Source organism: Yoonia vestfoldensis SKA53, from assembly GCF_000152785.1.
Taxonomy (GTDB): domain Bacteria; phylum Pseudomonadota; class Alphaproteobacteria; order Rhodobacterales; family Rhodobacteraceae; genus Yoonia; species Yoonia vestfoldensis_A.
The window spans coordinates 2,537,049-2,558,017 of record NZ_CH672414.1 but is presented as its reverse complement, the minus strand read 5'-3'; the positions used below and the strand labels follow the sequence as shown (position 1 = coordinate 2,558,017).

General features: G+C 63.8%; 17 protein-coding genes. 8 read left to right on the top strand and 9 right to left on the bottom strand.

Translation table 11 applies throughout. The features are described from left to right. Window positions 1–2 precede the first annotated feature (2 nt). From SKA53_RS12385 to SKA53_RS12370, 4 genes are all read right to left on the bottom strand, one after another. Window positions 3–554 (bottom strand): tripartite tricarboxylate transporter TctB family protein, encoded by a 552-nt coding sequence (locus tag SKA53_RS12385; protein WP_007206497.1) that lies wholly within the window; start codon window positions 552–554, stop codon window positions 3–5. Continuing rightward, on the bottom strand, window positions 554–1,507 hold the full coding sequence (locus SKA53_RS12380) for a Bug family tripartite tricarboxylate transporter substrate binding protein (RefSeq protein ID WP_007206496.1): 954 nt from the start codon (window positions 1,505–1,507) through the stop codon (window positions 554–556). The genes SKA53_RS12385 and SKA53_RS12380 overlap by 1 nt, the downstream gene beginning before the upstream one ends. A gap of 185 nt (window positions 1,508–1,692) precedes the next feature. Then, complete coding sequence (locus SKA53_RS12375; protein WP_007206495.1) at window positions 1,693–4,173, bottom strand: sensor histidine kinase; 2,481 nt, start codon at window positions 4,171–4,173, stop codon at window positions 1,693–1,695. Beyond that, the gene (locus tag SKA53_RS12370) at window positions 4,160–4,840 is read right to left on the bottom strand and encodes a response regulator transcription factor (RefSeq protein WP_007206494.1); all 681 of its coding nucleotides are present in this window, start codon (window positions 4,838–4,840) and stop codon (window positions 4,160–4,162) included. Before SKA53_RS12370 ends, SKA53_RS12375 begins: the two co-directional genes overlap by 14 nt. Before the next feature lie 141 nt (window positions 4,841–4,981). Between SKA53_RS12370 and SKA53_RS12365 the strand changes: the two genes are divergently transcribed. The 5 genes from SKA53_RS12365 to SKA53_RS12345 all read left to right on the top strand — a co-directional run bounded on the left by SKA53_RS12365 (window position 4,982) and on the right by SKA53_RS12345 (window position 9,241). Then, the gene (locus SKA53_RS12365) at window positions 4,982–6,121 is read left to right on the top strand and encodes a PQQ-dependent sugar dehydrogenase (protein ID WP_040482972.1); all 1,140 of its coding nucleotides are present in this window, start codon (window positions 4,982–4,984) and stop codon (window positions 6,119–6,121) included. A 175-nt stretch (window positions 6,122–6,296) separates the two neighbouring features. Then, a complete protein-coding gene (locus SKA53_RS12360; RefSeq protein ID WP_242601267.1) occupies window positions 6,297–7,142 on the top strand; it encodes an ABC transporter substrate-binding protein in 846 nt (281 codons plus the stop codon). After that, on the top strand, window positions 7,139–8,029 hold the full coding sequence (locus tag SKA53_RS12355; protein ID WP_007206491.1) for an amino acid ABC transporter permease: 891 nt from the start codon (window positions 7,139–7,141) through the stop codon (window positions 8,027–8,029). The genes SKA53_RS12360 and SKA53_RS12355 overlap by 4 nt, the downstream gene beginning before the upstream one ends. A 16-nt stretch (window positions 8,030–8,045) precedes the next feature. Next, window positions 8,046–8,783 carry an amino acid ABC transporter ATP-binding protein gene (locus tag SKA53_RS12350; protein WP_207327942.1) on the top strand — a complete coding sequence of 246 codons (738 nt, stop codon included), beginning with the start codon at window positions 8,046–8,048 and terminating at the stop codon, window positions 8,781–8,783. A 65-nt stretch (window positions 8,784–8,848) separates the two neighbouring features. Next, a complete protein-coding gene (locus tag SKA53_RS12345; protein ID WP_007206489.1) occupies window positions 8,849–9,241 on the top strand; it encodes a hypothetical protein in 393 nt (130 codons plus the stop codon). 151 nt (window positions 9,242–9,392) lie between these two features. Here the strand turns inward: SKA53_RS12345 and SKA53_RS12340 are convergent, their stop codons facing one another. Both SKA53_RS12340 and SKA53_RS12335 read right to left on the bottom strand, forming a co-directional pair. Next, window positions 9,393–12,500 carry an efflux RND transporter permease subunit gene (locus tag SKA53_RS12340; RefSeq protein WP_007206488.1) on the bottom strand — a complete coding sequence of 1,036 codons (3,108 nt, stop codon included), beginning with the start codon at window positions 12,498–12,500 and terminating at the stop codon, window positions 9,393–9,395. Window positions 12,501–12,505: 5 nt separating this feature from the next. After that, window positions 12,506–13,648, bottom strand: a complete 1,143-nt coding sequence (locus tag SKA53_RS12335; RefSeq protein WP_007206487.1) for an efflux RND transporter periplasmic adaptor subunit — start codon at window positions 13,646–13,648, stop codon at window positions 12,506–12,508. 186 nt (window positions 13,649–13,834) lie between these two features. On the opposite strand from SKA53_RS12335, the gene SKA53_RS12330 reads away from it, so the two are divergent. Beyond that, entirely contained in the window at window positions 13,835–14,488 is a 654-nt protein-coding gene (locus tag SKA53_RS12330) for a TetR/AcrR family transcriptional regulator (RefSeq protein ID WP_040482971.1), read from the top strand. On the opposite strand, the gene SKA53_RS12325 is transcribed toward SKA53_RS12330, so the two are convergent. Further along, window positions 14,481–15,860, bottom strand: a complete 1,380-nt coding sequence (locus SKA53_RS12325) for a phosphomannomutase (protein WP_007206485.1) — start codon at window positions 15,858–15,860, stop codon at window positions 14,481–14,483. The genes SKA53_RS12330 and SKA53_RS12325 overlap by 8 nt on opposite strands. Before the next feature lie 167 nt (window positions 15,861–16,027). On the opposite strand from SKA53_RS12325, the gene SKA53_RS12320 reads away from it, so the two are divergent. Beyond that, window positions 16,028–18,163: a calcium-binding protein gene (locus tag SKA53_RS12320; RefSeq protein ID WP_007206484.1), complete on the top strand. Its 2,136-nt coding sequence runs from the start codon at window positions 16,028–16,030 to the stop codon at window positions 18,161–18,163. Between the two features lie 2 nt (window positions 18,164–18,165). On the opposite strand, the gene SKA53_RS12315 is transcribed toward SKA53_RS12320, so the two are convergent. Both SKA53_RS12315 and SKA53_RS12310 read right to left on the bottom strand, forming a co-directional pair. After that, window positions 18,166–19,278, bottom strand: coding sequence for a polysaccharide biosynthesis/export family protein (locus tag SKA53_RS12315; RefSeq protein ID WP_242601266.1), 1,113 nt, complete (start codon window positions 19,276–19,278; stop codon window positions 18,166–18,168). A gap of 124 nt (window positions 19,279–19,402) precedes the next feature. Continuing rightward, complete coding sequence (locus SKA53_RS12310) at window positions 19,403–19,579, bottom strand: DUF1674 domain-containing protein (protein ID WP_040483301.1); 177 nt, start codon at window positions 19,577–19,579, stop codon at window positions 19,403–19,405. Window positions 19,580–19,646: 67 nt separating this feature from the next. On the opposite strand from SKA53_RS12310, the gene SKA53_RS12305 reads away from it, so the two are divergent. Then, on the top strand, window positions 19,647–20,915 hold the full coding sequence (locus SKA53_RS12305; protein WP_007206481.1) for an RsmB/NOP family class I SAM-dependent RNA methyltransferase: 1,269 nt from the start codon (window positions 19,647–19,649) through the stop codon (window positions 20,913–20,915). The last annotated feature ends 54 nt before the right edge of the window (window positions 20,916–20,969 follow it).

Here is a 20,969-nt window from a genome sequence, read left to right as displayed (position 1 = left end):
GCTTACCTCAGCAAAAGATCGATGGCCCGCTCGACCGGACCGGCAGGCAGCGACAGCCCTAGCCCGTAGCGGAACAGCAGATACAGCAGCGTTGACAACAAAAGACCGATCCCAAGATTGAGCGGCAGCGTCTTTTGCCCAAAGGCACGCGCAGCAAAGGCAAACAGCACGGCGGACCCCGCGATGAATCCAGTGCCGCCGTAAAGCATGAAAATCTCGAGGACGATGCCACCGACCAGCCATGACAAAGCACCGATGTTCAGCGGATCACGCGCCTCGAACGCACCGCGCCATGCCATGATGGCGGTGATCACGGCCATGACAGAAATGCCACCAGCGATCAGATAGGGCACGATCTCTGGTCCAAACTTGGCATAGGACCGGCGGATCGGATAGCCTGACGCATCATTGACGATGACCATCGCCAGCCCGAACAAGGCCACCGCGATCAGCAACCCCGCCAGATCGCGTTTGCCTGTGCCGTGACCGGTCTCATCGTCGAAAGGCAGCCGAAGGTCCTCTTCGGCTGCTTGGTTTTTCGGATCGCCCGACATTACTCGGTGATTCCAAGATCGGCGAGGATCGCGGTCGTCGCGGTGATCTGTTCGGCCAGATAAGCCGCGAAATCGTCACCAGCGAGATAGGTGTTCACCCAGCCCTTGGTTTCCAGTTCGGCGTTCCACTTGTCCGATGCGGCCATCGTGCCGATCACATCCAGCAAGGCTGCGCGTTCTGCGTCGCTGATGCCGGGGGCGGCGGCGATCATGCGCCAGTTCTGCACATCGACGTCAAAACCCTGTTCGACAAAGGTCGGCGCATCCAGATAGGCCTGACGCTCTGGCGCGGTGATCCCGATAACCTTCAGCGCTCCGGCCTCGATCTGGCTGGAAAATTCGCTGAACCCAGACACACCAACGCTGACCTGACCACCGAGGATCGCGGCCAGTGCTTCGCCACCGCCCGAATAGGGGATGTAGTTGATCTGCTCTGGTGCCACGCCCGCCACTTGGGCGAACTTGCCTGCCGCGATGTGATCGACGCCACCGGCAGACCCGCCGGCCCAGGTCACGCCACCGATATCGTTGCGCAGCGCGTTGGCAAGGTCTTCGGCAGTGTTGATCGGGCTGTCGGCATTGGCCACGACGACGACATATTCGCCCGTCAGGCGCGCCAGCGGGGTGATATCGCTCAGCGTCACATTGCTTTCGTTGGCGATGATCGCGCCGACCATCACATAGCCACCGACGATCGTCGCAGCGGCATCACCTGTCGACCGGTTGACGAATTGCTGCAACCCGATGGTGCCACCGGCGCCAGCCACGTTTTCAACCTGGATGTTCGGCACAAGCCCTTCGCTTTGCAGCGTCGACTGGATCGTGCGTGCGGTCTGGTCCCAGCCGCCACCGGGGCCTGCAGGCGCCATGATGCGCAGTTCGGATACCTGTGCCACGGCGGCAGATGCCATGACCGATGCGGCCACAAACGCCGCGATACCAAAATTCTTCATATGTTCCTCCCAAAGGATATAAATGACCGCGCAAGCGCGGAGCGGAGCGTGAAGATGTTTGGAACAGGTGCGCAACCATAGCCTACAGGCGTGCTGTCGCGGTTTCCCCCCAGTTCCGGCACCTCCCATGCCCGACTGCGGCAAAGCCTAGCAGCGGTTCCTGTCACCGTCCTGTCATCAGCCCGTTACGGCCGGCCCGGTGCCACGATTTCCTGCCATGTGGTCAGGAACCGGCTGCGCCGCTGCGGATCAAGCGCCACCAGCAGCACCGGTGCCAGCGCGATAGGCTGGATCACACCCGTCCCCATCATCGAGATACGTTCCGGCGTCCATGTGCCCGTGCTGTCCGGTATGATCGCGCCCAGCGCCGATGGCCCCGCGCCCACGCGCTGACCGGCCGGCGACAGCGCGAAATCCACAAACGCGCGCGCCAGATCGGGGTTTGGTGCCGTGCGCGGAATAACCATGCTGCGCGTCAGCACCAGAACGTAATCATCCGGCACGATGATCCCGATGCGCGCGCCCGCCGCCTGCCGCGCAAAGGCATAGGACCCCAAGACATTATACCCCAAGATCAGCTCGCCACTGGCGACGCTGTCCAGAATTGCGGGGCTCGAATCGCTCAACCTTGCGCGGACCCGCCCGAACGCTGCCGCCAGCCGCCAGAATTGCGATGAAATCTGCTGGTCCTGCGAGGCAAGCAGATACCCGACCCCGCTGCGTTCGATGTCATAGGTGGCGACACGCCCCGCAAAACGGGTGGGCTGTTCTTCCAGCAGCACCGCCAGATCCAGATGCGTACGCGGCTGCGTGCCGGGCGGCATCAGGCGGGGGTTATAGATGATGACGGCGGGTTCATAGGTAAAGCCGATCACCTCGGCCCGCCATTGCGCCCAAGCGGGCAGCGCCTCCAGCCAGGCGGATTGATAGGCCAGCGCATGGCCGTCATTGGCCAGCTTCATCTGCAGATCAGACGCCGACGAGATCAGCACATCAGGCGCGGGGTCCAGCGTGCCTGCCAGGAACCCATCGTAAAGCGCCAGACTGTCCCGTTCCAGATAGGTCACGGCGACACCCGGATTTTCGGCCTGAAACGCCGCAATATAAGGTGCGAACAACGCGGTATCGGTTGTACCTGCAATGGCCATGCGCTGCGTTTCGGCGGCGGGTGCGGGGAAAAGGATCGCATCGGCCGATGCAGGACGGGGCGCGCCCAGCGTGGACAGGGCAAAAGCCAGCAGCACGGCCCCCACAGCGCCCAAACGCCTTGCGCGGGGGAGGGCGATTTGCACCGCGTCTTCGACCGGCAGGGCGACGATGACCTCCAGCCCGCCACCGGCGCGGTCCGACAGGGTCAGCGTGCCACCATGTCCCGCCACCACGCCTTGCGCGATGGCAAGGCCCAGACCGGACCCGACAGTGCCGCTGGCCCCTTCGCCGCGCACGAAACGTTGCAGCACACGGGCTTTGTCGGCATCCGTGATCCCCGGCCCCCTGTCCCGCACCACCAGCCGCACCATGCCACCGGTCTGTGTTGCCACCGCGATCTGGATATCGCCCGATGAATAGGCCAGCGCATTGTCGATCAGGTTGCGCAGCATTTCGCGCAAACCAACACGGTCGCCATTTACGACGATCGTATCGGTGCCAGCGCCGATATCGGTGCCGACACGCGGACGCAGGTCAGGGTCCAGCCTGTCCACCACCTCTTGCACAAGGGCAGTGATCGAGATTGGGCGCCTTTGTTCGGTTTCCATCCGGTGGGAAATGGTGGCATCCATCAAAAGCTGGGTCACCAGATGGCTTGCCTCGACCGCAGAGGTGTGGATGCGCCCGACACGCGCCCGCAATTGTGCGGCGTCGGGTTCATCCAGCGCCATTTCTGATTGCGCCCGCAATGACGCCAACGGGTTGCGCACCTGATGCGCGGCTTCGGCCACCAAACCGCCCATCCGCGCGGTGGATTGTTCCAACCGGCCCATGAAATTGTTCAACCCCCCGACAAGGCGCTGCACCTCGACCGGCACCGGCACGTCCAGCGACGACAGATCGTCGGGCTGCCGCTGCCGCAAGGCGCGGTCGATCACCGCAAGCGGCGCAAAGGCGCGCCCGATCACGATCCAGACCAGCGCCAGCGCCAGCACCGTCAGCACCCCGACCGGCACCAGTGCCGCCCCCACAATCTCGGCGGCCAATGCGGCACGCGCGCCACGGGTTTCAGCCACCCTGATCGTGACCCAGCCGGTGCCTTGCGCGGTTGAAATCAGCCGCCCCAGCCGGACCATGCGGACAGGTTCGCCATTGTGGCGGATATCGGAAAACACCGGATCAACCGTCGTGGCCAAGGGCGTATCGGGCGCAAGGTCCCGATAACCCGTGACATGTTCGCCTTGCGGGCCTAGCACGGTATAAAAAACCCGTTCCTCGCCCGACACCATCGCAAAGGCGGCAAAGGGCATTTCAACCACCACGGCCCCATCCTCGACCAGAACGGCACCGGCAATCGACAGCGCAGCGGCCGACAACAGGCGATCAAGCGCCTGATCAGCAGCGCGATTGGCGTAGTCCGAGATGAAGGTCATCAGCAGCCCAGCCGCCCCCAGCAGCATCGACGCCGCCAATATCAGGATACGGCGGCGCAGGGATGGCGGGCTAGGTCTGCGCATCCGCCACCACCCGCGCCATATAGCCGACACCGCGCATGGTGACGACTTCGACATTGCTGGCCGCGATCTTGCGGCGCAGGCGCGACACCAGCAATTCCAGCGCATTTTCCGATCCGCCATCATCCAGATGCGACAGGCGCGACATCAGCCTTTCGCGGGTCACGACGCGGCCCGCCTGTGTCATCAACGCTTCGAGCAGGCCGAATTCCCGGCGTCCCAGATCAATCAGCTGTCCGGCCTGCCTGACGATCCGGCTGGCCGGATCCAGCTCCAGATCGCCCAGCTGCAAAACCGATGTGAACTGCCCGACGGGGCGGCGCACCAGCGCGCGCAACCGCGCCTCCATCTCGCGCATATCAAAGGGTTTGACCAGATAATCATCTGCGCCAAGGTCCAGCAGGCTGACCTTGTCGTCGATCTCGGCCCTTGCGGTAATGACCAGCACGGGCAGATCGCGCTGCTGGCGTCTGATCTGGCGCAGGATCGCAATGCCATCCGCCGCAGGCAGCATCAGGTCCAGAATAACCGCATCAACAGGGTCATGGTCCAGCATGGCGACGACATCATCGCCAGTCCGGTTCCATGTCACGACATGGCCCGCCATGCGCAGCCGTCGTTCGACAGCCTCGCCAATATCGTGATTATCTTCAACCAAAAGAACCTTCATCCCCACTTTTGAGACCAACCGCAGCCCCAAGTAAAGTCCCAAGCCGTGATCCGGTCACGCGGTGACTGGCGTCTTTGTGATGAAACACGCCTTGCAAGCACAGGTTGCCGCTCCGAATATCGTGAAACGAAAGGGTTCAAGATGAAAACGACCACCACGCTGACCTTTGTCCTTGCGCTGATCGCAGGCGCACCTGTTCTGGCGCAATCCTATGATGTCGAAACGCTGGCCAAAGGTCTGGACCAGCCTTGGGCGATGACATTCCTGCCCGATAGCGGCGATATCCTGATGACGGGACGGGGCGGGATCTTTCTGCTTTATGATGCGGCCAGCGGCGCGGTCTCCGAACTCGACGGCGCGCCCGATGTCAGCACCGCAGGTCAGGGCGGGTTGCTGGATGTGGCCCTTGCCCCCGATTTCGCCGACAGCAACGTGATCTACATGACATGGGCCGGCAGCGTCGCAGGTGGGACGACAACCCATCTGGGGCGCGGTAAGCTTGACCGTCTGGCAGGGACCGTGACCGATATCGAAACCCTGTTCCAGGTCAGCCCCGGCATTGCCAGCAACGCGCATTACGGATCGCGCATCGTGATCCATGACGATCACATCTACATGGGCACCGGCGACCGCAACTCCAAGGCTTTCGGCCCCGACCATATCGCGCAGGACCTGTCGAGCGAGAACGGCAGCGTGATCCGCCTGACGCTGGATGGCACAGTGCCGGATGACAATCCTTTCGTGGACATCGAAAACGCGGCCCCTGCGATCTGGTCCTACGGGCATCGCAATATTCAGGCGATGACCGTGCATCCGGACACCGGTGACATCTGGCTGGCCGAACATGGCGAGGCTGGCGGCGACGAGATCAACATCGTCGCGCGCGGCGAAAACTATGGCTGGCCGCTGGCCGCCTATGGCGTGGATTACCGCACCGGTGAACAATTTGCGCCCACCCATCAGGATGGTGACGGTTTCGTTGCCCCCGCCTATCATTCGGGTCCCGGTCGAAACGACCATTTCCCGCCCTCTGGCATGACCTTCTATGACGGTGACGCCTTTCCCGACTGGCAAGGGCATCTGCTGGTCGGCAACCTGTTCCACCGGTATCTTGGCGTCTTTCCCGTCGATGGCGCGCAGGTATCGGACCCCGAACGCGTGCTTGACGGCGCAGGCTATCGCATCCGCGATGTGGCGGTCGGGCCACAGGACGGCTATATCTATGTCCTGACTGATGGCGATGATGCGCCACTGCTGCGGCTGGTGCCATCCGAGGGCTAGCCCGCCGCGGCCTGCGGTTTGCAAAGTTTTCGGGCAAACGATGATCCTTGATGCGCGGCATGGCAGGGGAAGGCCATTGGCGTGCCGCATGACGCTTGACCCGCGCGCCCAAGCAGGCAAATTGGCGCAACCGCACGCCATTTGGGGGATGTTGGCACAGATGAAAGGATCATTCATGACGGATTACATGATCAACACAGCGCGACGTGGGGCGCTGGCGTTGTTCGCGGGGGCGCTTGTCGCAGCCTTGCCGCTGATGTCCCACGCACAGGACAACACGCCGATGGACCCGCGCCTGACAACGCCCGGTTTCCTGACCGTCGGCACCGGTGATCCGGTCTATCCGCCGTGGATGCTGAGCAACGATCCCGCCGGTGGCGAAGGGTTCGAAAACGGGCTTGTCTATGCATTGGCCGCCGAAATGGGTTTTGCTCCCGAACAGGTGGTCTGGGTTGGTCAGACGTTTGACCAAACGATTGCGCCAGGCGCCAAACCCTACGATTTTTCGATCCAGCAGATTTCTGTGACCGAACCGCGCAAACAAGTCGTCAGTTTCAGTCAGGTCTATTTCCAGCCTGACAAGGCAGTCATCGCCCTGCCCGGCACCGCCGCCGAAACCGCCACCAGTTTCGCGGACCTGCGCGGTCTGCGCTGGGGGGCGGTGATCGGGACGACCGACAACGATTACCTTGTGAATATCCTCGGCGTGACCGATGCCGCGATCTATAACGAACAGGTCGATGTGTTTCAGGCGCTGCAGGCTGGCCAGATCGACGCGACATTGGCCGCTTTGCCGACCGCGCTGTTCATGACCGCCGTGCAGGTGCCTGATGCCAGCATCGTCGCCCTTGTCCCCGCCGATGAAAACGACAGCGGCCACGGCCTGTTGTTCGAACTCGGCAGCCCGCTGGTGCCATGGGTTGACGAGGCGCTGAGCGCGGTGATCGCACGCGGCGTCGTGGAGGAATTGATCGCAACCTATCTGGTCGCTGATCCGGACCTGCCGATCATCGCGGAATGACCGATAGCCCTGCCGCCGCGCCACAAGCTGCGGCCCATGATCCGGCGCGGCGGGGACCACCCCCGCCGCCGCCTCGCCGTGGTTTCAACTGGAAACAAGCGATGATCCCTACAGCCATCGGCGGGATCAGCGTTGTCGTGGTCTTTGGCCTGATGGCTTGGGTGGTCACCTCGGCCGCGCAATGGCCGCGCATCAAGCTGCAATTTTTCAGCATCGACGCCATGATCGCGGCCTTTCCGCGCGTGTTGCAAGGGTTCTGGGTGAATATGCAGGTCTGGCTGACGGTGCTGGCCTGCGTGCTGGTCTGGGCGTTGGTGCTGGCGGTCGTGCGCAGCTTGCGCGCGCCGTGGTTCGCGCCGTTCCGGCTGATGGTGGTGATCTATATCGACATTTTCCGTGGCGTGCCGGCGCTGCTGCTGGTGCTTTTGTTCGGCTTTGGCATCCCCGCGCTGAACCTGCCGGGTCTGCCCAATTCCGGCCTGTTCTGGGGCGCTTTCGCCATGGTGCTGAGCTATGCCGCCTATGTCGCGGAAATCTATCGCTCTGGTATCGACGCCGTGCATGAAGGCCAGCGCGCTGCCGCCAAGTCACTGGGGCTCAGCGAATGGCAGACCCTGCGCTATGCGATCCTGCCGCAGGCGCTGCGCAATGTGGTGCCGGCGCTGATGAATATTGTCGTCGCCTTGCAAAAGGATGTGGCGCTGCTGTCGGTGATCGGCGTGCGCGATGCGGTGCGCGAGGCGCAGATTTACACCGCCACCACCTTTAATTATTCGTCGCTGATCGTGGCGGCGGCGCTGTTCTTGCTGGCAACCATCCCGATGGCGCGGCTGGCCGATTACCTGACACGGCGCGACCGCGAACGTCGCCTGCAAATCGCCGGATGACACAATGATCCCCCCCATGATCGATATCGACACCGTCACCAAATATTTCGGTGAAAAACTGGTGCTGGACCGTGTCAGCCTGCGCATCGCACCGCATGAGGTGGTCTGTCTGATCGGCGCGTCCGGATCAGGAAAATCCACCCTTTTGCGCTGCGTCAACCGGCTGGTCGCGCATGATTACGGCACGATCCGGCTGGACGGCGTGCCTGTCGATGACCCCAGCTTTGGCAAGACAGGGTTGCAAAAACGCGCTGCCATCGTGTTTCAATCCTATAACTTGTTTGCGCATATGAACGTGCTGGACAATATCACACTGGCCCCCCGCCGCGTGCATGGCCAGTCGCGCGCCGAGGCCGAAGACCGCGGCCGCGACGTACTGGCACGGTTCGGCATGGCGGGGTTTGCCACGTCTTATCCCGAACAATTGTCCGGCGGCCAGCAACAGCGCGTGGCTATCGCCCGGGCCTTGATGACCCGCCCCGATGTCTTGTTGCTGGATGAAATCACCGCCGCGCTCGACCCTGAACTGGTGGGCGAGGTGCTGGCGATCATCCGTGGCCTGAAAGATGACGGCATGACCATGATGATCGTCACCCATGAAATGGGTTTCGCGCGCGATTGCGCGGACAGGGTCGCGTTTCTGGATGGCGGCGTGATCTTGGAACAGGACACGCCCGACCGCCTGTTCGGCACCCCGCAAGAGCCGCGCACAAAAGCGTTCTTGCAACGGATCATCGCATCGGGCCGGTTGTGACCTGACAGGCAGCGCAGGGCGCAAGGATTGCGTGCAGGCCGCAGCGGAACCTGTTACCAGAAACCATGCTGCGATTTTTCGACATGTTCGGCCGGTCCTCGGAACTGACGGCCCTTGATGAGGCGCTCAAGACGGCGGGGCTGCATCCGTTGCTGATCCCCGAACCGGTCAAGCTGACGATCCTGCAACTGCACCGCAAACATGGTGACGCAACGGACCGGGCCACGGCCATGGCCGATGCAGCACAGCTTTTGTCCTATTGCGTGCTGGATCAGGCGCAATTTGTGGCGGTCAATGGCACCAAAGCCGCCGAGCGCACCGAACAGCGCATTTCTGCCGCCATCGCGGGGGCCGCGCCTTTCGACGAAAAGCTGATCCTGCTGGCGCTGCATGCGGGTGTCATCTCGCCGGAAATGGCGGACAGGTTCGACATCGACGGTGCCGACCCCGCCAGATAACAGGCCAGGTCAGCGCCCTATGCCAGCGCGACAGCAAAGGCACGCCCGATCCTGTCGCTGGCACAGGTGATCAGTGCCGTGGGGCCAAAGCGGCGTGAAAGGGGGCTGGTCTGTGATAGAGGCATGGCTTTTGCTTGTGATGACTTTGCGCTCACGCGGTCAAACGGCCCGCTTTGGTGTCGTTACCAGCCTCATCCACCCGCTGGCCGCGCGACAGGGTCAGGGCGAACATCTGCGGCGTAAAGGCAAAGGCCAGCGTCACCGACAGCGCCACGCCACCTGCGACCGACATCGCGAAAGGGGGCCAGAACCCGCCACCGCCAAGGATCAGCGGCAGGAAACCTCCGACCGTCGTGATCGTGGTCGAGGTGATATGCCGCGCCGATCCGGCGACGACATCGACCATCGCGGCGCGGTCACCCACACGGGCGCGCGCATCCTGTTGCAGCCCCGACAACACGATCAATGCCGCGTTGATCGACACCCCGATGGACCCGATCACACCGATGATCGCTGTAATCCCGAAAGGATAGTTGAACACCGCCAGCGCCAGCATCGACAGCCCCGCCGACAGGCCGGCCACGGCAAAGGCGATCAACGTCAGGCGGAAGGAATTGAACGTCATCACCACAACCGCGATGGACAGGGTGATGATCAGCCCCAAAGGCGCGACCAAGGCCCGCACCGTGCTGTCGCGCGCATCGGAATCGCCCCCCGTTTCCAGCCTGACCCCCTGTGGCAAGCTGAAACCATCCGCATCAAGCAGCGCCATCGCCTCGGCCAGCGCCACGGCGGGCAACACGCCCGGCATCAAGAAGGCCTGCACATTGTTGATCCGTTCGCCGTTGCGGCGGCTGATCGTACTTGCGGAGGGCGCCAGTCGCAGCGTGCCCAACGTGGATAATGGCACCGCGGGAAACTGGCCCGCCGCCGCGATCTGCGCCGCATCGGGTGGCAGGATCGGCATATCACCGATGGCCACCGGATCACCGCGCAACCCCGCGCCAAGACGGACACGCACCGGCAAGTCCTCGGTCCCTTCGAGCAGCGAGCCACCGGTCACACCTTCCAGCCCGGCCTCCATCTGGCGGGCAATCTGGCCAAGATCGAGGCCCAGCAACCGTGCGCGGGCCTCGTCCACATCCAGCGTCAGTTTGGGTGCGCCGCCCGCCACGCCGCTGCGCGCCAAGGCCACAGAGGACACAGTGGCCAGCCGCGCGCGCAGATCATCGCCCGTGGCGCGCAGCGCGTCGATATCCTGCCCGACAAGGCGCAATTCGACGGGCGCATTCACGGGCGGCCCTTGGGTCAGGCCACGGATGACGAACCGCGCTTGCAAAAACCGCGGCGGCAGGTCGGTTTGCAGGTCTTGCAGCAGCCGCGCCGTGGCGGCAGGTGATGCTGTGCGGATCAGCGCCTCGGCAAAGGCGGGGGCCTGATCGCGGCCCCCGACCATGTTGTAATAGAATGCAGGCGCGGACCGGCCCACGACCCATGCGACGTCAAGGATGTCCCCTTCGGCAGCCAGAACCGCATCGACCGCGCGCACCACACGCAGGGTTTCGACAAGGCTGGTGCCGGCGGGCAGGTCCATTTCGATATGGAACTGGTCACGCTCCACGCCGGGAAAGAATTGTGGCGTCAGGCCGGGCAGTGACGCAAAGCCCAGCACCGGCAGCACCAGCGCCAGCGCGACAGTGCGCCACGGATTGGCCAACGACAGCGCAAGTGTCGCGCGAAAGCCGCGCATCAACAGCCCTTCGCGCGCAGCGACGCCATCAGCCGGCACCAGCCAATATCCAGCAATCGCAGGCGTGATGGTGACCGCAACGACAAAGGACCAGCCGAGCATCACGATCACCGCGATGGCGATGGACCCCACGAAATCCCCCGCTGGCCCCGGCAACAGCAACAGCGGCATGAACGACAGGATCGTCGTAACGGTCGAGGCCGCCAGCGGCATTGTCAGCCTGCGCACCGATCCTGCGACGGCATCCAGCCGTGACATCCCCGCGCGCAGGCGTTTGCCGACCTCGTCGGTCATCACGATGGCCGCGTCCACCAACAGGCCCAGCGCCACGATCAATCCGGTGACGCTCATCTGGTGGATCGGCACCGCCAGCGCGTTCAGCGTTGCAACCGAAGCCAACGTGACCACCGGCAGAACCATCGCCACGATCAAGGCAGACCGCGCGCCCAAGGTGACCAACAAAACCACCACGACCAGGGCCACGCCGATGGCCATGTTGAGGCCCACCTCTGCCAGCCGGTCGATGGTGTATCTGCTCTGGTCAAAAACCGTCTCAATCGCCAGACCCCATGGCAGGGTCTGCGCCTGTGCCGCCACACCAGCGCGGATGCCCGCCATCCAGCGGTCCACCTGCAAGCCTTCGGCCAGCTTGGCCGACACAAGGATCGCAGGGCGCCCTTGGAAAAACGCAGCCTCGGCCACGGGGGCGCGGGGGCCGCGCGTGATGCTGGCCACATCGCCCAGCAGGGTCACGCGGCCTTGGCCATCTTCGCGCAGCACGACCGCGCGCAGACGGTCCAGCGAGGTGATCTCGCCACTGATGCCCAGCACCAGATCGGTTTCCTCGGCGCGCAACCGGCCCGCCTGCACCTTGGCATCGGCAGCGCGGATCGCGGCTGATACCTGATCGGCCGTCATGCCCAGCGCGGCGATCCGGTCAGGAGCCAGCGTGACCAGCACTTCTTCTTCTGGCAGGCCGTGCAGATCGACCAAGGACGTGCCCGCCACGCGGCGCAGGATATCGGCCAGTGCCTCTGCCTCGCGGGCGGCACGGGTCGGGCTGAAACCGTCGGGCATGGTCAGCGCAAAGATCGCGGCATAGCCGCCCGCACCGTCACTGTCGAAGGCGGGTTCGCGCACACCTGCGGGAAAATCGCGCCGTGCATCGGCCACGCCATCGCGGACCTGCGCCCAGATCTGTTCGATCATCGCAGGATTGATCGTTTCCTCCAGTTCGACCGCAATCACCGACACGCCGGTGGCAGATGTCGATGCAACCTCGGCAATTTCGGGGATCGCGCGCAGTTCGGTTTCGATCTTGGCCGTCACCAACGCCTCGACCCGGGCAGGGTCGGCACCTGGAAAGACGGTCGTGACCGTGGCAAAGATATTGGTGATGGTCGGGTCTTCTTGGCGCCCGATGGACGCGAGCGACGACACCCCCGCCGACAGGATCACCAAAAGCGCCAGCACCACAAGGCGAGGCTGGCGAAAGAACAGCGTGTCCATGCCGGTTACTCCTGCGGGTTGGCAGCAAGCTGCACGATCTGGCCGGGGGCGATGCGATCAGGCGCTTGCGCCACGATCCGCGCGCCTGCGGGCAACAGGCCGCGCAGATAGACCTGTGTGCCGTCACTGTGGATCACCTCGACAGCGGCGGGCAGGGTACGGTCGCCGTCCGGTGTGGTTTGCAGCGCCATGACCGACCAGCTGCCGCGCGCGCCTTCGCGCAGGGCCGAGAGCGGGGCCCAGAACCCCGGTTCCGGCACGACCTGTGCCAGAACCAGCGCCAATGTGTCCCCCATCACGGTGTCAAGACCGGCCGGCAAGTCCAGAATAACAGACCGGCTGCGGGTGCCGGGGTCAAGATCGGGGCGGATCTGGCGGATGGTCGCGGCATGCGTGCTGCCGCCAATCTCGACCATGACGCTGTCGCCGGTCTGCAAATCCGCCGCCAGTGCAGGTGGCAGGCCGATCCGCGCCCGCGCGGGTGCGGCATCGAACAGCATCAGCACACTTTGCCCCGCCGCCACGGTTTGGCCGGCATCCGCACGGCGCGCACCGATGCGCGCGTCAAAGGGGGCGATCAGGGCCGATTTGTCGATCTGCACATCGACGCCGGCGATCCGTGCGAGTGTCGCTGCCATCCCCGCCTCGGCGCGGGTCAAGGCAAGGCGGGCATCGTCCTGTGCCGCCACCGACCGGAAACCGCGATCTGCCAGCGTGTCATTGCGCGCCAGCGTCAGGCGCGCCAATGCGGCATCCGCGGCAAGAGCTTCGAGATCCGCCTCGAGTGCCGCGCGTTGCGGCATCAGCGCGCTGGTGTCCAGACGCGCCAGAACGGTGCCTTGGGCGATCACATCACCCTCGTCCACCAGCACCTCGGTCACACGGCCACCAAATTCGAACGCCAGATCAATCTGGGTTGCGGCCTCGATCTGGCCGGTGAACCTGCGGGTGACGGTATAGCTGTCGGCGATGTCGATCTGCATCGCGGCAACAATGGACGCAGGCGCGCGCGATACAGCACCTGCATCGCCTTGGGCCGAAATCACCGCGAAACCGGCATAGACCGCGGCACCCGCGCCGCCAAAGACCGCGAGCGTCAGACCCAACGTCATCACGCGGCGCAAGGTTGATGGCACAGATTGGGTCATGGCGCGGCCCTTCTAAGTTAGCATCACTTACATAAGTGAGAATCACTTACTTCTGCAAGAGGTTTCCAAACGCACCAAGATCAGCGATGGTTCGCATGACCGCGTGTTGTCACGAGATGTAAGTATTGCTAACTTTTCGGGCGTTTCATGCCGCGCTTGCCCCAGAATGCAGAAAGGCCGCCTATCATGTCCGATGACACGCGACAGGCCGGAACGACCGACACAGGCGTGCCGCCCAGAGCCGCCTATCATCACGGTGATCTGCGGGCGCAATTGATCGCCGCCGTGCGCGATCTGGTCGAAACCCACGGACCCGACGGGTTTTCCGTGGCGGAAGCCGCGCGTCGCGCAGGCGTCAGTTCCGCCGCGCCGTACAAGCATTTCAAGGATCGTGACGAAATTCTGCGCGGCGTCGCCGGCGAGGCGATGGACCGTCTGCATGCCGCGATGGCCGCGGCCGCAGACCCGCATCCCACCGGATCGCTAGAGGCTGTGGCGGCAATCGGGCAGGCCTATGTGGACTTTGCCAGGGCGCAGCCCGGTGTGTTCCGGCTGGTGTTTGGCCTGACCGAAGGGCATGAAAACGCCCCCGAATTGCAGCAAAAAGGCGATAATTGCTTTGGCCTCGTGATTGGTCAGGTGGCCGCCGCGCGGGATTTGCCTTTGGATCATCCCGAGGTGCTCAGCTGCGCCTATATCCTGTGGTCTTGCGTGCATGGCCATTCGTTCCTGTCCATCGACATGAAGAACAAGGACGTCGGGACCGAGATCGACGATGGGGCGCTTTTGATGCGCGTCAGCCGCGCGATCCTGACGGGTCCGGCGGGCAATGTCACCTGACCAGCCTGTCAACCATGTCGCGCAGCAGGGTCAAACCAGCCTGCAGCGTCAATGCCGCCGCTGCGGGTGTTGCCGCCTCGACATAAAGCCGCAGTTCGGGGGCGTTGCCCGAAGGGCGCAGATGCACGATCCGGCCATCTGTGCAGGCAATGCGAAGCCCGTCTGTCAAATCGATGCTGCGTTCCACAAGGCCAAGGGCGGCAACAAAGGTCGCGCGATCCTGTGGGTTATCGCGCAGGGCAGCGACCAGCGCCGTCGATGCATCTGTCGGAACCTGCTGTAGCCGGTCGGCGGCGGTAAACCGTGCAGGCTGTGCTGCGATCAGGCGCGACACCGGCGCACCCTTGCCTGCGGCCAGAACCGCCAGCATCGGCAGCATCGCGTCGCGGGTCATCAAGGCCGGCAGCTGACCCCGCGGCCCCTGCGCGTCAAAGCCCAGCAAAAAGCCGCCATTCGCCTCGTACCCAACCACATCGCCACCCAGCGCCTGCATCGCGGCAATCACATGGGGCGATCCGATGCGCGTGCGCCGCACCTGCGCGAAACCAAGGTCTTGGACACCGCTGTTGGACGACACCGGCGTCACCACATGCCGCGCCCCAATACAGGCCGCCGTGATCTGGCCCATGATGTCGCCTGCGATGACGGCCCCGCTTTCATCCGTCATCAGCGGGCGGTCGCCATCGCCATCGGTGGACAGGATCGCCGCGATGGCGTGATCGTGCGCCCAAGCGGCAAGGCTTGCCTTGGTGTCGGAATCGACGGCTTCGGTATCGACGGGGATGAAATCGGCGGACCGTCCCAACATGACAACCTCTGCGCCCAGCGCTGTGAGCAGGTCCGCCATCAGGTCGCGGCCAACCGCGCTATGGGCATAAAGCCCCAAGCGCAACCCTGACAGACCGCTGCCGAACGCTGCGATATAGCGCGCGGAATAGGCAGGCCCGACATCCATGATCTGCGGCTGCGGCCCTGACAAAACCGTGCGGGCAGCGCCCAAGCCTGTCAGGATTGCGGCTTCTTGGTCCTTGGTAATCTCGCCCGTGGGGGTGTAGAATTTCAAACCGTTACGATCTGCTGGAATATGGCTGCCGGTGACCATCACCGCCGCCGCACCCGCCTGCATCGCGGCCAGCGCCAGCGCCGGCGTCGGCGCAGGACCGCATCGCGTGACAGCAAGCCCCGCCGCCTGACCGGCCTGCGCCACCACCGCCGCCAAAGCGGGCGAGGATTGGCGCAGATCATGTGCAACAAACAAACCCGTTCCCATCGGGCAGGTCGCGGCAAAGGCGCGGACATAATCCGTGACAAGCGCCGGTGTCAGGTCGGTGACAAGGCCGCGCAGCCCGCTGGTGCCGAATTGGGGGGGCATGACCTCTCCTGCTGTGGTTGTGTTGTTCTAGCGCGCGGCCCGATCAGAGGCAATTGAACGAAATGCGCGACAAGAACCATTGTGCCGCCGCAATTCAGCCATGCGACAGACCGCGATGTTCACGAGTCTGAACAAATCGACAACGCCGATCCTGGGGGGGATTGAAGATGTCCACGCTTGTTCCGGTCAGATATCTGACCATTCCTGATGCATCTACATGGTCGCGGATCACTGATCTGGACATTGTCCGCTTTGACGGCACCGACAATCTTGTCGGGATCACCCGTTTTGACGGTGCGCTGCAAAGCTGGGACATCAGCGGTCCGGTGCTGGACACCGGTGCCTTGCGCAGGCTGGATGGCGGCGATGTGGCGGGCGGTGGCGGGTCTGTCCTGACGCTTGATTCCGCTGCGGGGCCGGTGCTTTTGACCGGCGGTGGCACGGATGGTGCGTTTCAGCAAATCAGCCTGACAGGCGGGCAATGGCAGGTGATTGACACCTTGCCCATTTTCGCAGGCTTTCGCCCCGATCTGGTGGTGCAACAGGGGGGCGCGCAATTCGTCTATGGCGGGATTGCAGGACAGGCGGGGATCGCTGGCTGGCAGTTCGATGCCGCCGGACAGTTTATCGGCGCGCTGGCGACGATACCGACCAGCGGACCAGTCACCGCAATCACCGCAGCGGGGGGGTTTATCTATACGGTGGATGCGACCAACCGGCTGACAGGCTGGCAGGTCGATGCCACCGGCAGCCTATCGGAAATCGCTGCATTGACGGCAGAGACCGGGCTGTGGATCGCCGATGCCAGCGCGATGCAGACAGTCGTGGTCGCGGGGGTGACCTATCTTGTGCTGGCGGCGGCAGGCAGCAGCAGCCTGACCGTGATCGAGGTAGGCGCGCAGGGCGCCTTGACCATCCGAGACCATCTGCTGGACACGTTGCACACCCGCTTTGGCGGGGTCACCGCGCTGGAAATCGTGACCGAAGGCGGGCGCAGCTATGTCATCGCGGGCGGCGCAGATGACGGCATATCCGTCTTTGCGCTGTTGCCCGGCGGGCAATTGGTGGCGCTGGCCCATATCGAGGATACGACAGCCATCGGGCTGGACAATGTCAGCGCCATCGCCGCGCGCGGACACGAGGACCGGCTGGATATCTTTGTGGCCAGCAGCAGCGAACCGGGGATCACGCAATTGCGGCTCGACACCGGCGGGACGGGGATCACGGCGACAGCGACCCTTGCGGGCGGGGTGCTGACCGGCACAGGGGGCGATGATATTCTGCTGGGAGGGGCTGGTGACGACCAGATCTTTGGCGGCGCGGGCAATGATATCATGCACGACGGGGCGGGGTCAGACATCTTGACGGGTGGGCCGGGGGCGGATGTTTTCATCCTCGTCGCAGATGGTAAAACAGATACGATCACCGATTTCACCTTGGGCGAAGACCGGCTGGACCTGTCGGGTTGGCCGATGCTGCGCGACATCAGCCAGCTGACGATGGCCATCACGCCCACAGGGTTCATCATCCGCTATGGCAACGAAGAATTGATCATCCACAGCGCCGATGGCAATCTGTTTGACTATCGGCTGTTGACGAATGCCGATGTGCTGGGCGGGATGCGCCTGCCCGCCACGCTTAGCCCCGGCTCTCCGGGGCCTGCCACGCCGCCGCCCGCGCTGACGCCGACACCACCCGACAGCCCCGCTGATCCCGGCGGGCCATTTTCGATGCAGGTCGCCAAGCGTGCCTTGGTCGAAAGCAAGATCACAGAGCTGCGCGACGCATTGCTGAACCAGCCGGCCGCACCCCCCAGCGCTGACAGGGTCGTGACCGGCACTGACAGCAATGACCTGCTGATCGGCGGGGATGGGGCGGATCTTTTGCTTGGGCGCAGCGGCAATGACATCCTGACTGGCGGGGCCGGTGCGGATATCCTGCTCGGTGCTGACGGACACGACGATCTACGCGGCGGTGACGGGCAGGACCTGTTGATCGGCGGCGGTGGTGACGATCGGCTTGACGGGGGCAACAGCGACGACGTGCTGACCGGTGGGGCGGGTGCGGATACTTTCATCTTCAACGCTGGCCGCGACCTGATCAGCGATTTCGAACAGAGCATCGACCGGATCGTTCTGGATGCGCGGCTGTGGACGGGGCTGACCTCGGCCGCAGATTTGCTGCTGCTCTATGGCACGCAGGACGGATCGCGCGTGACCATTGATTTCGGGAACGGCGACATCCTGCGGATCGACGGGGTGACGGATTACGCCACCCTTGCCGATGATATTGCGCTGTTCTGACGCTAATTCGTGATCGACTGCAGGGTCGAGGCCAGACGCACAATCGTCAGGGCCGGAACCAGCGCGCTTTCGGTGCCATAGATCAGGTCGCCGTCCTGCACCATGAACTTGCCCGCCGAAAACAGCCCGTCCGCCGACGTCAGGTCAATGGTGAACACGACCCGTTCCTGCGGCGGGCCGGTCACGCCGTCACGCACTTCGGCAGGGTCATATTCGCGCAGGATCAAGATACCCTTGGGGTTGGCCGTGGTGGCTGAAACACCGCCGATCAGCGCCAGCGCCTGCAGGGCAGATACGTCTGCGGTGGGAAATTCGAATTGCGATTGCGCACCCGTGGCCCCCAGCGCCAGAAACTTGCGCTCGTCCGGCACGATCAGTACACGGTCGCCGCCCTGCACGGCGATATCAAGCCCCGGTTCTTCCAACAACCGATCAAGCGAGATGCCGTAAACCACGCCGCCCCGTGTCAGGCGGACCTGTGGGTTGACATAGGTGGGGTTCGCACCGCCCGCCAAGGACAAAAGATCCAACAGCCGGAAATTCCGGTCGGGGATCTGGTAAATGCCAGCCGCGCCGACACCACCCGCCAGATTGGCGGAATTGCCGCGCCCCGGCTGAACGACCATCTGCACCTGTGCTGACGGGATCGTGCGCACCAATTCTTCCTCGATCCGGGCGCGGGCTGTGTCAGGGGCCATACCCGCGACGGTCAATTCGCCGATATAGGGGACAAAGATGCGCCCGTTGGCGCTGACCTGTGCCTGTTGCAAGGGTGTGGCGCGCTGCCCGGTCCCCGCCAAAAGCGAATTCTGCTCGGCGTCCCAGATCGTCAACTGGATGGAATCGCCCGGTGCGATCAGCAAAGATGCGGGTTGTTGCACCGCTGGCAGCCAAGGCAGTTGCGCCAGATTGCGGTCGGGCCAGACCCGCAAGACCGGCAGGCTTGCGCTATTGACCTCGTAGACCGTGAAATCATAGGCGGGGGTTTCGCCCTGTGCGGCGATATTCGCATTGGCGGCGGCCAGAACCTCGGATTGAAAACCCGCGCCGCGCGGCAGGCTGCAACCCGCAATAAACAAACATGCCGAAACGGCAATCATACGCTGAAAAATCACAACCACTGCCCTTTGTTTTATTTTTGGGCAATTTATGCAGAAGAATGGCTAACCGACAATATCGTCTGGATAAAAGCCGAAAAACGGTGGTGTGGCTGCAACAGGGGCCGCGGTCAAAAACCATTCAGAAATCGATTGCGATGCCCTTTTTTTCCCAATCGCCAAAGCGGACAGGCTCTGGCCCGTCGCGCCCGCCCAGCTCGGGGGGCAGGTCAAGTTTGGCAGCCTTGCGGCGTTCGGCAGCCTCTGCCAACGCGCGTTGGGCGGCGGGGGGCAGGTCTTTGGGGGCGTCTTGGGGCATGGCGCTGTCCTTGTCGGCGGTCACTGTTTGATATACGCCGCTCTGACCCAGCTTCAAGAGTGACCCCATGGACCAATCCGGTTTGCTGCCACGCCGCAGCGCCCATCACCTGCTGATGCAGATCACAACCGAAGGCCGCCTGATGGCCGAACTGATCGCAGGCGGTGCGCTGGCGCAACTTGCGCCTGACGACCGTGCGCGCGCGCAGCGGCTGGCCACGGATGCGTTGCGCGGGCTGGACCGTGCCGACCGGATGCTCAAACCCTATCTGAAAAAGCCGCCCGGCGATCATGTGATGAATGCGCTGCGGCTGGGGCTGACCGAATTGATGCAGGGCGAGGCCGCGCATGGCGTGGTCAATGCCTATGTCGAAATCGTCGCGCGCAACACGCGCACGCAGTCGATGAAAGGGCTGACCAACGCCGTCCTGCGCCGCATCGCGGATGAAGGGCCAGAGGCTTGGGCGAAACGCGCCGTGCCGCTGACCCCCGGTTGGCTGCGCCAGCCTTTGGTCGCCGCGTGGGGCCGCGATGCCGTGACAGGGATGGAGGCTGCGCATTTCGCAGGCGCGCCGCTGGATCTGACGGCAAAGGGCGATCCGGCGGGTTTGGCAACCGCCTTGGGCGGCGTGGTGCTGCCCACCGGCACGGTGCGGCTGGCGCAAGCGGGGCAGGTGTCCGGGCTGGCAGGCTATGACGCGGGTGATTGGTGGGTGCAGGATGCCGCCGCCGCCCTGCCGGTCAAGCTGTTGGGCGATGTGACCGGCCTGCGGGTGCTGGACCTGTGCGCCGCACCGGGTGGCAAGACATTGCAACTGGCCGCAGGTGGTGCCGATGTCACCGCTGTCGATCTGTCGGAAAAGCGGATGACCCGCCTGACCGAAAATCTGGCCCGCACGGGGCTGGCCGCAACCACCCTGGTCAGCGATGCTTTTGCGCTGACCACGGGCGGTTATGACGCTGTCCTGCTGGATGCGCCCTGTTCGGCAACCGGCACGATCCGGCGGCACCCCGATCTGCCCTATGCCAAGGACGGGTCAGAGTTCGGCGCGCTGATCGCCCAGCAGGAAAGGCTGATCGACCATGCGCTAAGCTTGCTGCGGCCGGGCGGGCGGCTGGTCTATTGTACCTGTTCGCTTTTGCCCGATGAAGGCGAGGTACAGATCGAAGAAGCGCTGGCCCGCCACCCTGGCCTGCGCGTTGAACCGCCCATGATGGCTGGTGTGGACCCTGCCTGGATCACCGAAGAAGGCGGGCTGCGGCTGCGCCCCGATTACTGGCCCGATCTGGGCGGGATGGACGGGTTCTATATCGCCGTGCTGACAAAGCCTGCGTGACTTGACCGGCTAGCTTTCCTATGGTCCGCATGAACTGGGCTGACCAGCCTGCAA

Coding starts and splice junctions, on each gene's coding strand:
- SKA53_RS12330 (WP_040482971.1), top strand. CDS start 13,835: ATGTCCGATGACACGCGACAGGCCGGAACGACCGACACAGGCGTGCCG.
- SKA53_RS12350 (WP_207327942.1), top strand. CDS start 8,046: ATGATCGATATCGACACCGTCACCAAATATTTCGGTGAAAAACTGGTG.
- SKA53_RS12320 (WP_007206484.1), top strand. CDS start 16,028: ATGTCCACGCTTGTTCCGGTCAGATATCTGACCATTCCTGATGCATCT.
- SKA53_RS12360 (WP_242601267.1), top strand. CDS start 6,297: ATGACGGATTACATGATCAACACAGCGCGACGTGGGGCGCTGGCGTTG.
- SKA53_RS12355 (WP_007206491.1), top strand. CDS start 7,139: ATGACCGATAGCCCTGCCGCCGCGCCACAAGCTGCGGCCCATGATCCG.
- SKA53_RS12345 (WP_007206489.1), top strand. CDS start 8,849: ATGCTGCGATTTTTCGACATGTTCGGCCGGTCCTCGGAACTGACGGCC.
- SKA53_RS12370 (WP_007206494.1), bottom strand. CDS start 4,840: ATGAAGGTTCTTTTGGTTGAAGATAATCACGATATTGGCGAGGCTGTC.
- SKA53_RS12385 (WP_007206497.1), bottom strand. CDS start 554: ATGTCGGGCGATCCGAAAAACCAAGCAGCCGAAGAGGACCTTCGGCTG.
- SKA53_RS12340 (WP_007206488.1), bottom strand. CDS start 12,500: ATGGACACGCTGTTCTTTCGCCAGCCTCGCCTTGTGGTGCTGGCGCTT.
- SKA53_RS12335 (WP_007206487.1), bottom strand. CDS start 13,648: ATGACCCAATCTGTGCCATCAACCTTGCGCCGCGTGATGACGTTGGGT.
- SKA53_RS12325 (WP_007206485.1), bottom strand. CDS start 15,860: ATGCCCCCCCAATTCGGCACCAGCGGGCTGCGCGGCCTTGTCACCGAC.
- SKA53_RS12310 (WP_040483301.1), bottom strand. CDS start 19,579: ATGCCCCAAGACGCCCCCAAAGACCTGCCCCCCGCCGCCCAACGCGCG.
- SKA53_RS12365 (WP_040482972.1), top strand. CDS start 4,982: ATGAAAACGACCACCACGCTGACCTTTGTCCTTGCGCTGATCGCAGGC.
- SKA53_RS12375 (WP_007206495.1), bottom strand. CDS start 4,173: ATGCGCAGACCTAGCCCGCCATCCCTGCGCCGCCGTATCCTGATATTG.
- SKA53_RS12380 (WP_007206496.1), bottom strand. CDS start 1,507: ATGAAGAATTTTGGTATCGCGGCGTTTGTGGCCGCATCGGTCATGGCA.
- SKA53_RS12305 (WP_007206481.1), top strand. CDS start 19,647: ATGGACCAATCCGGTTTGCTGCCACGCCGCAGCGCCCATCACCTGCTG.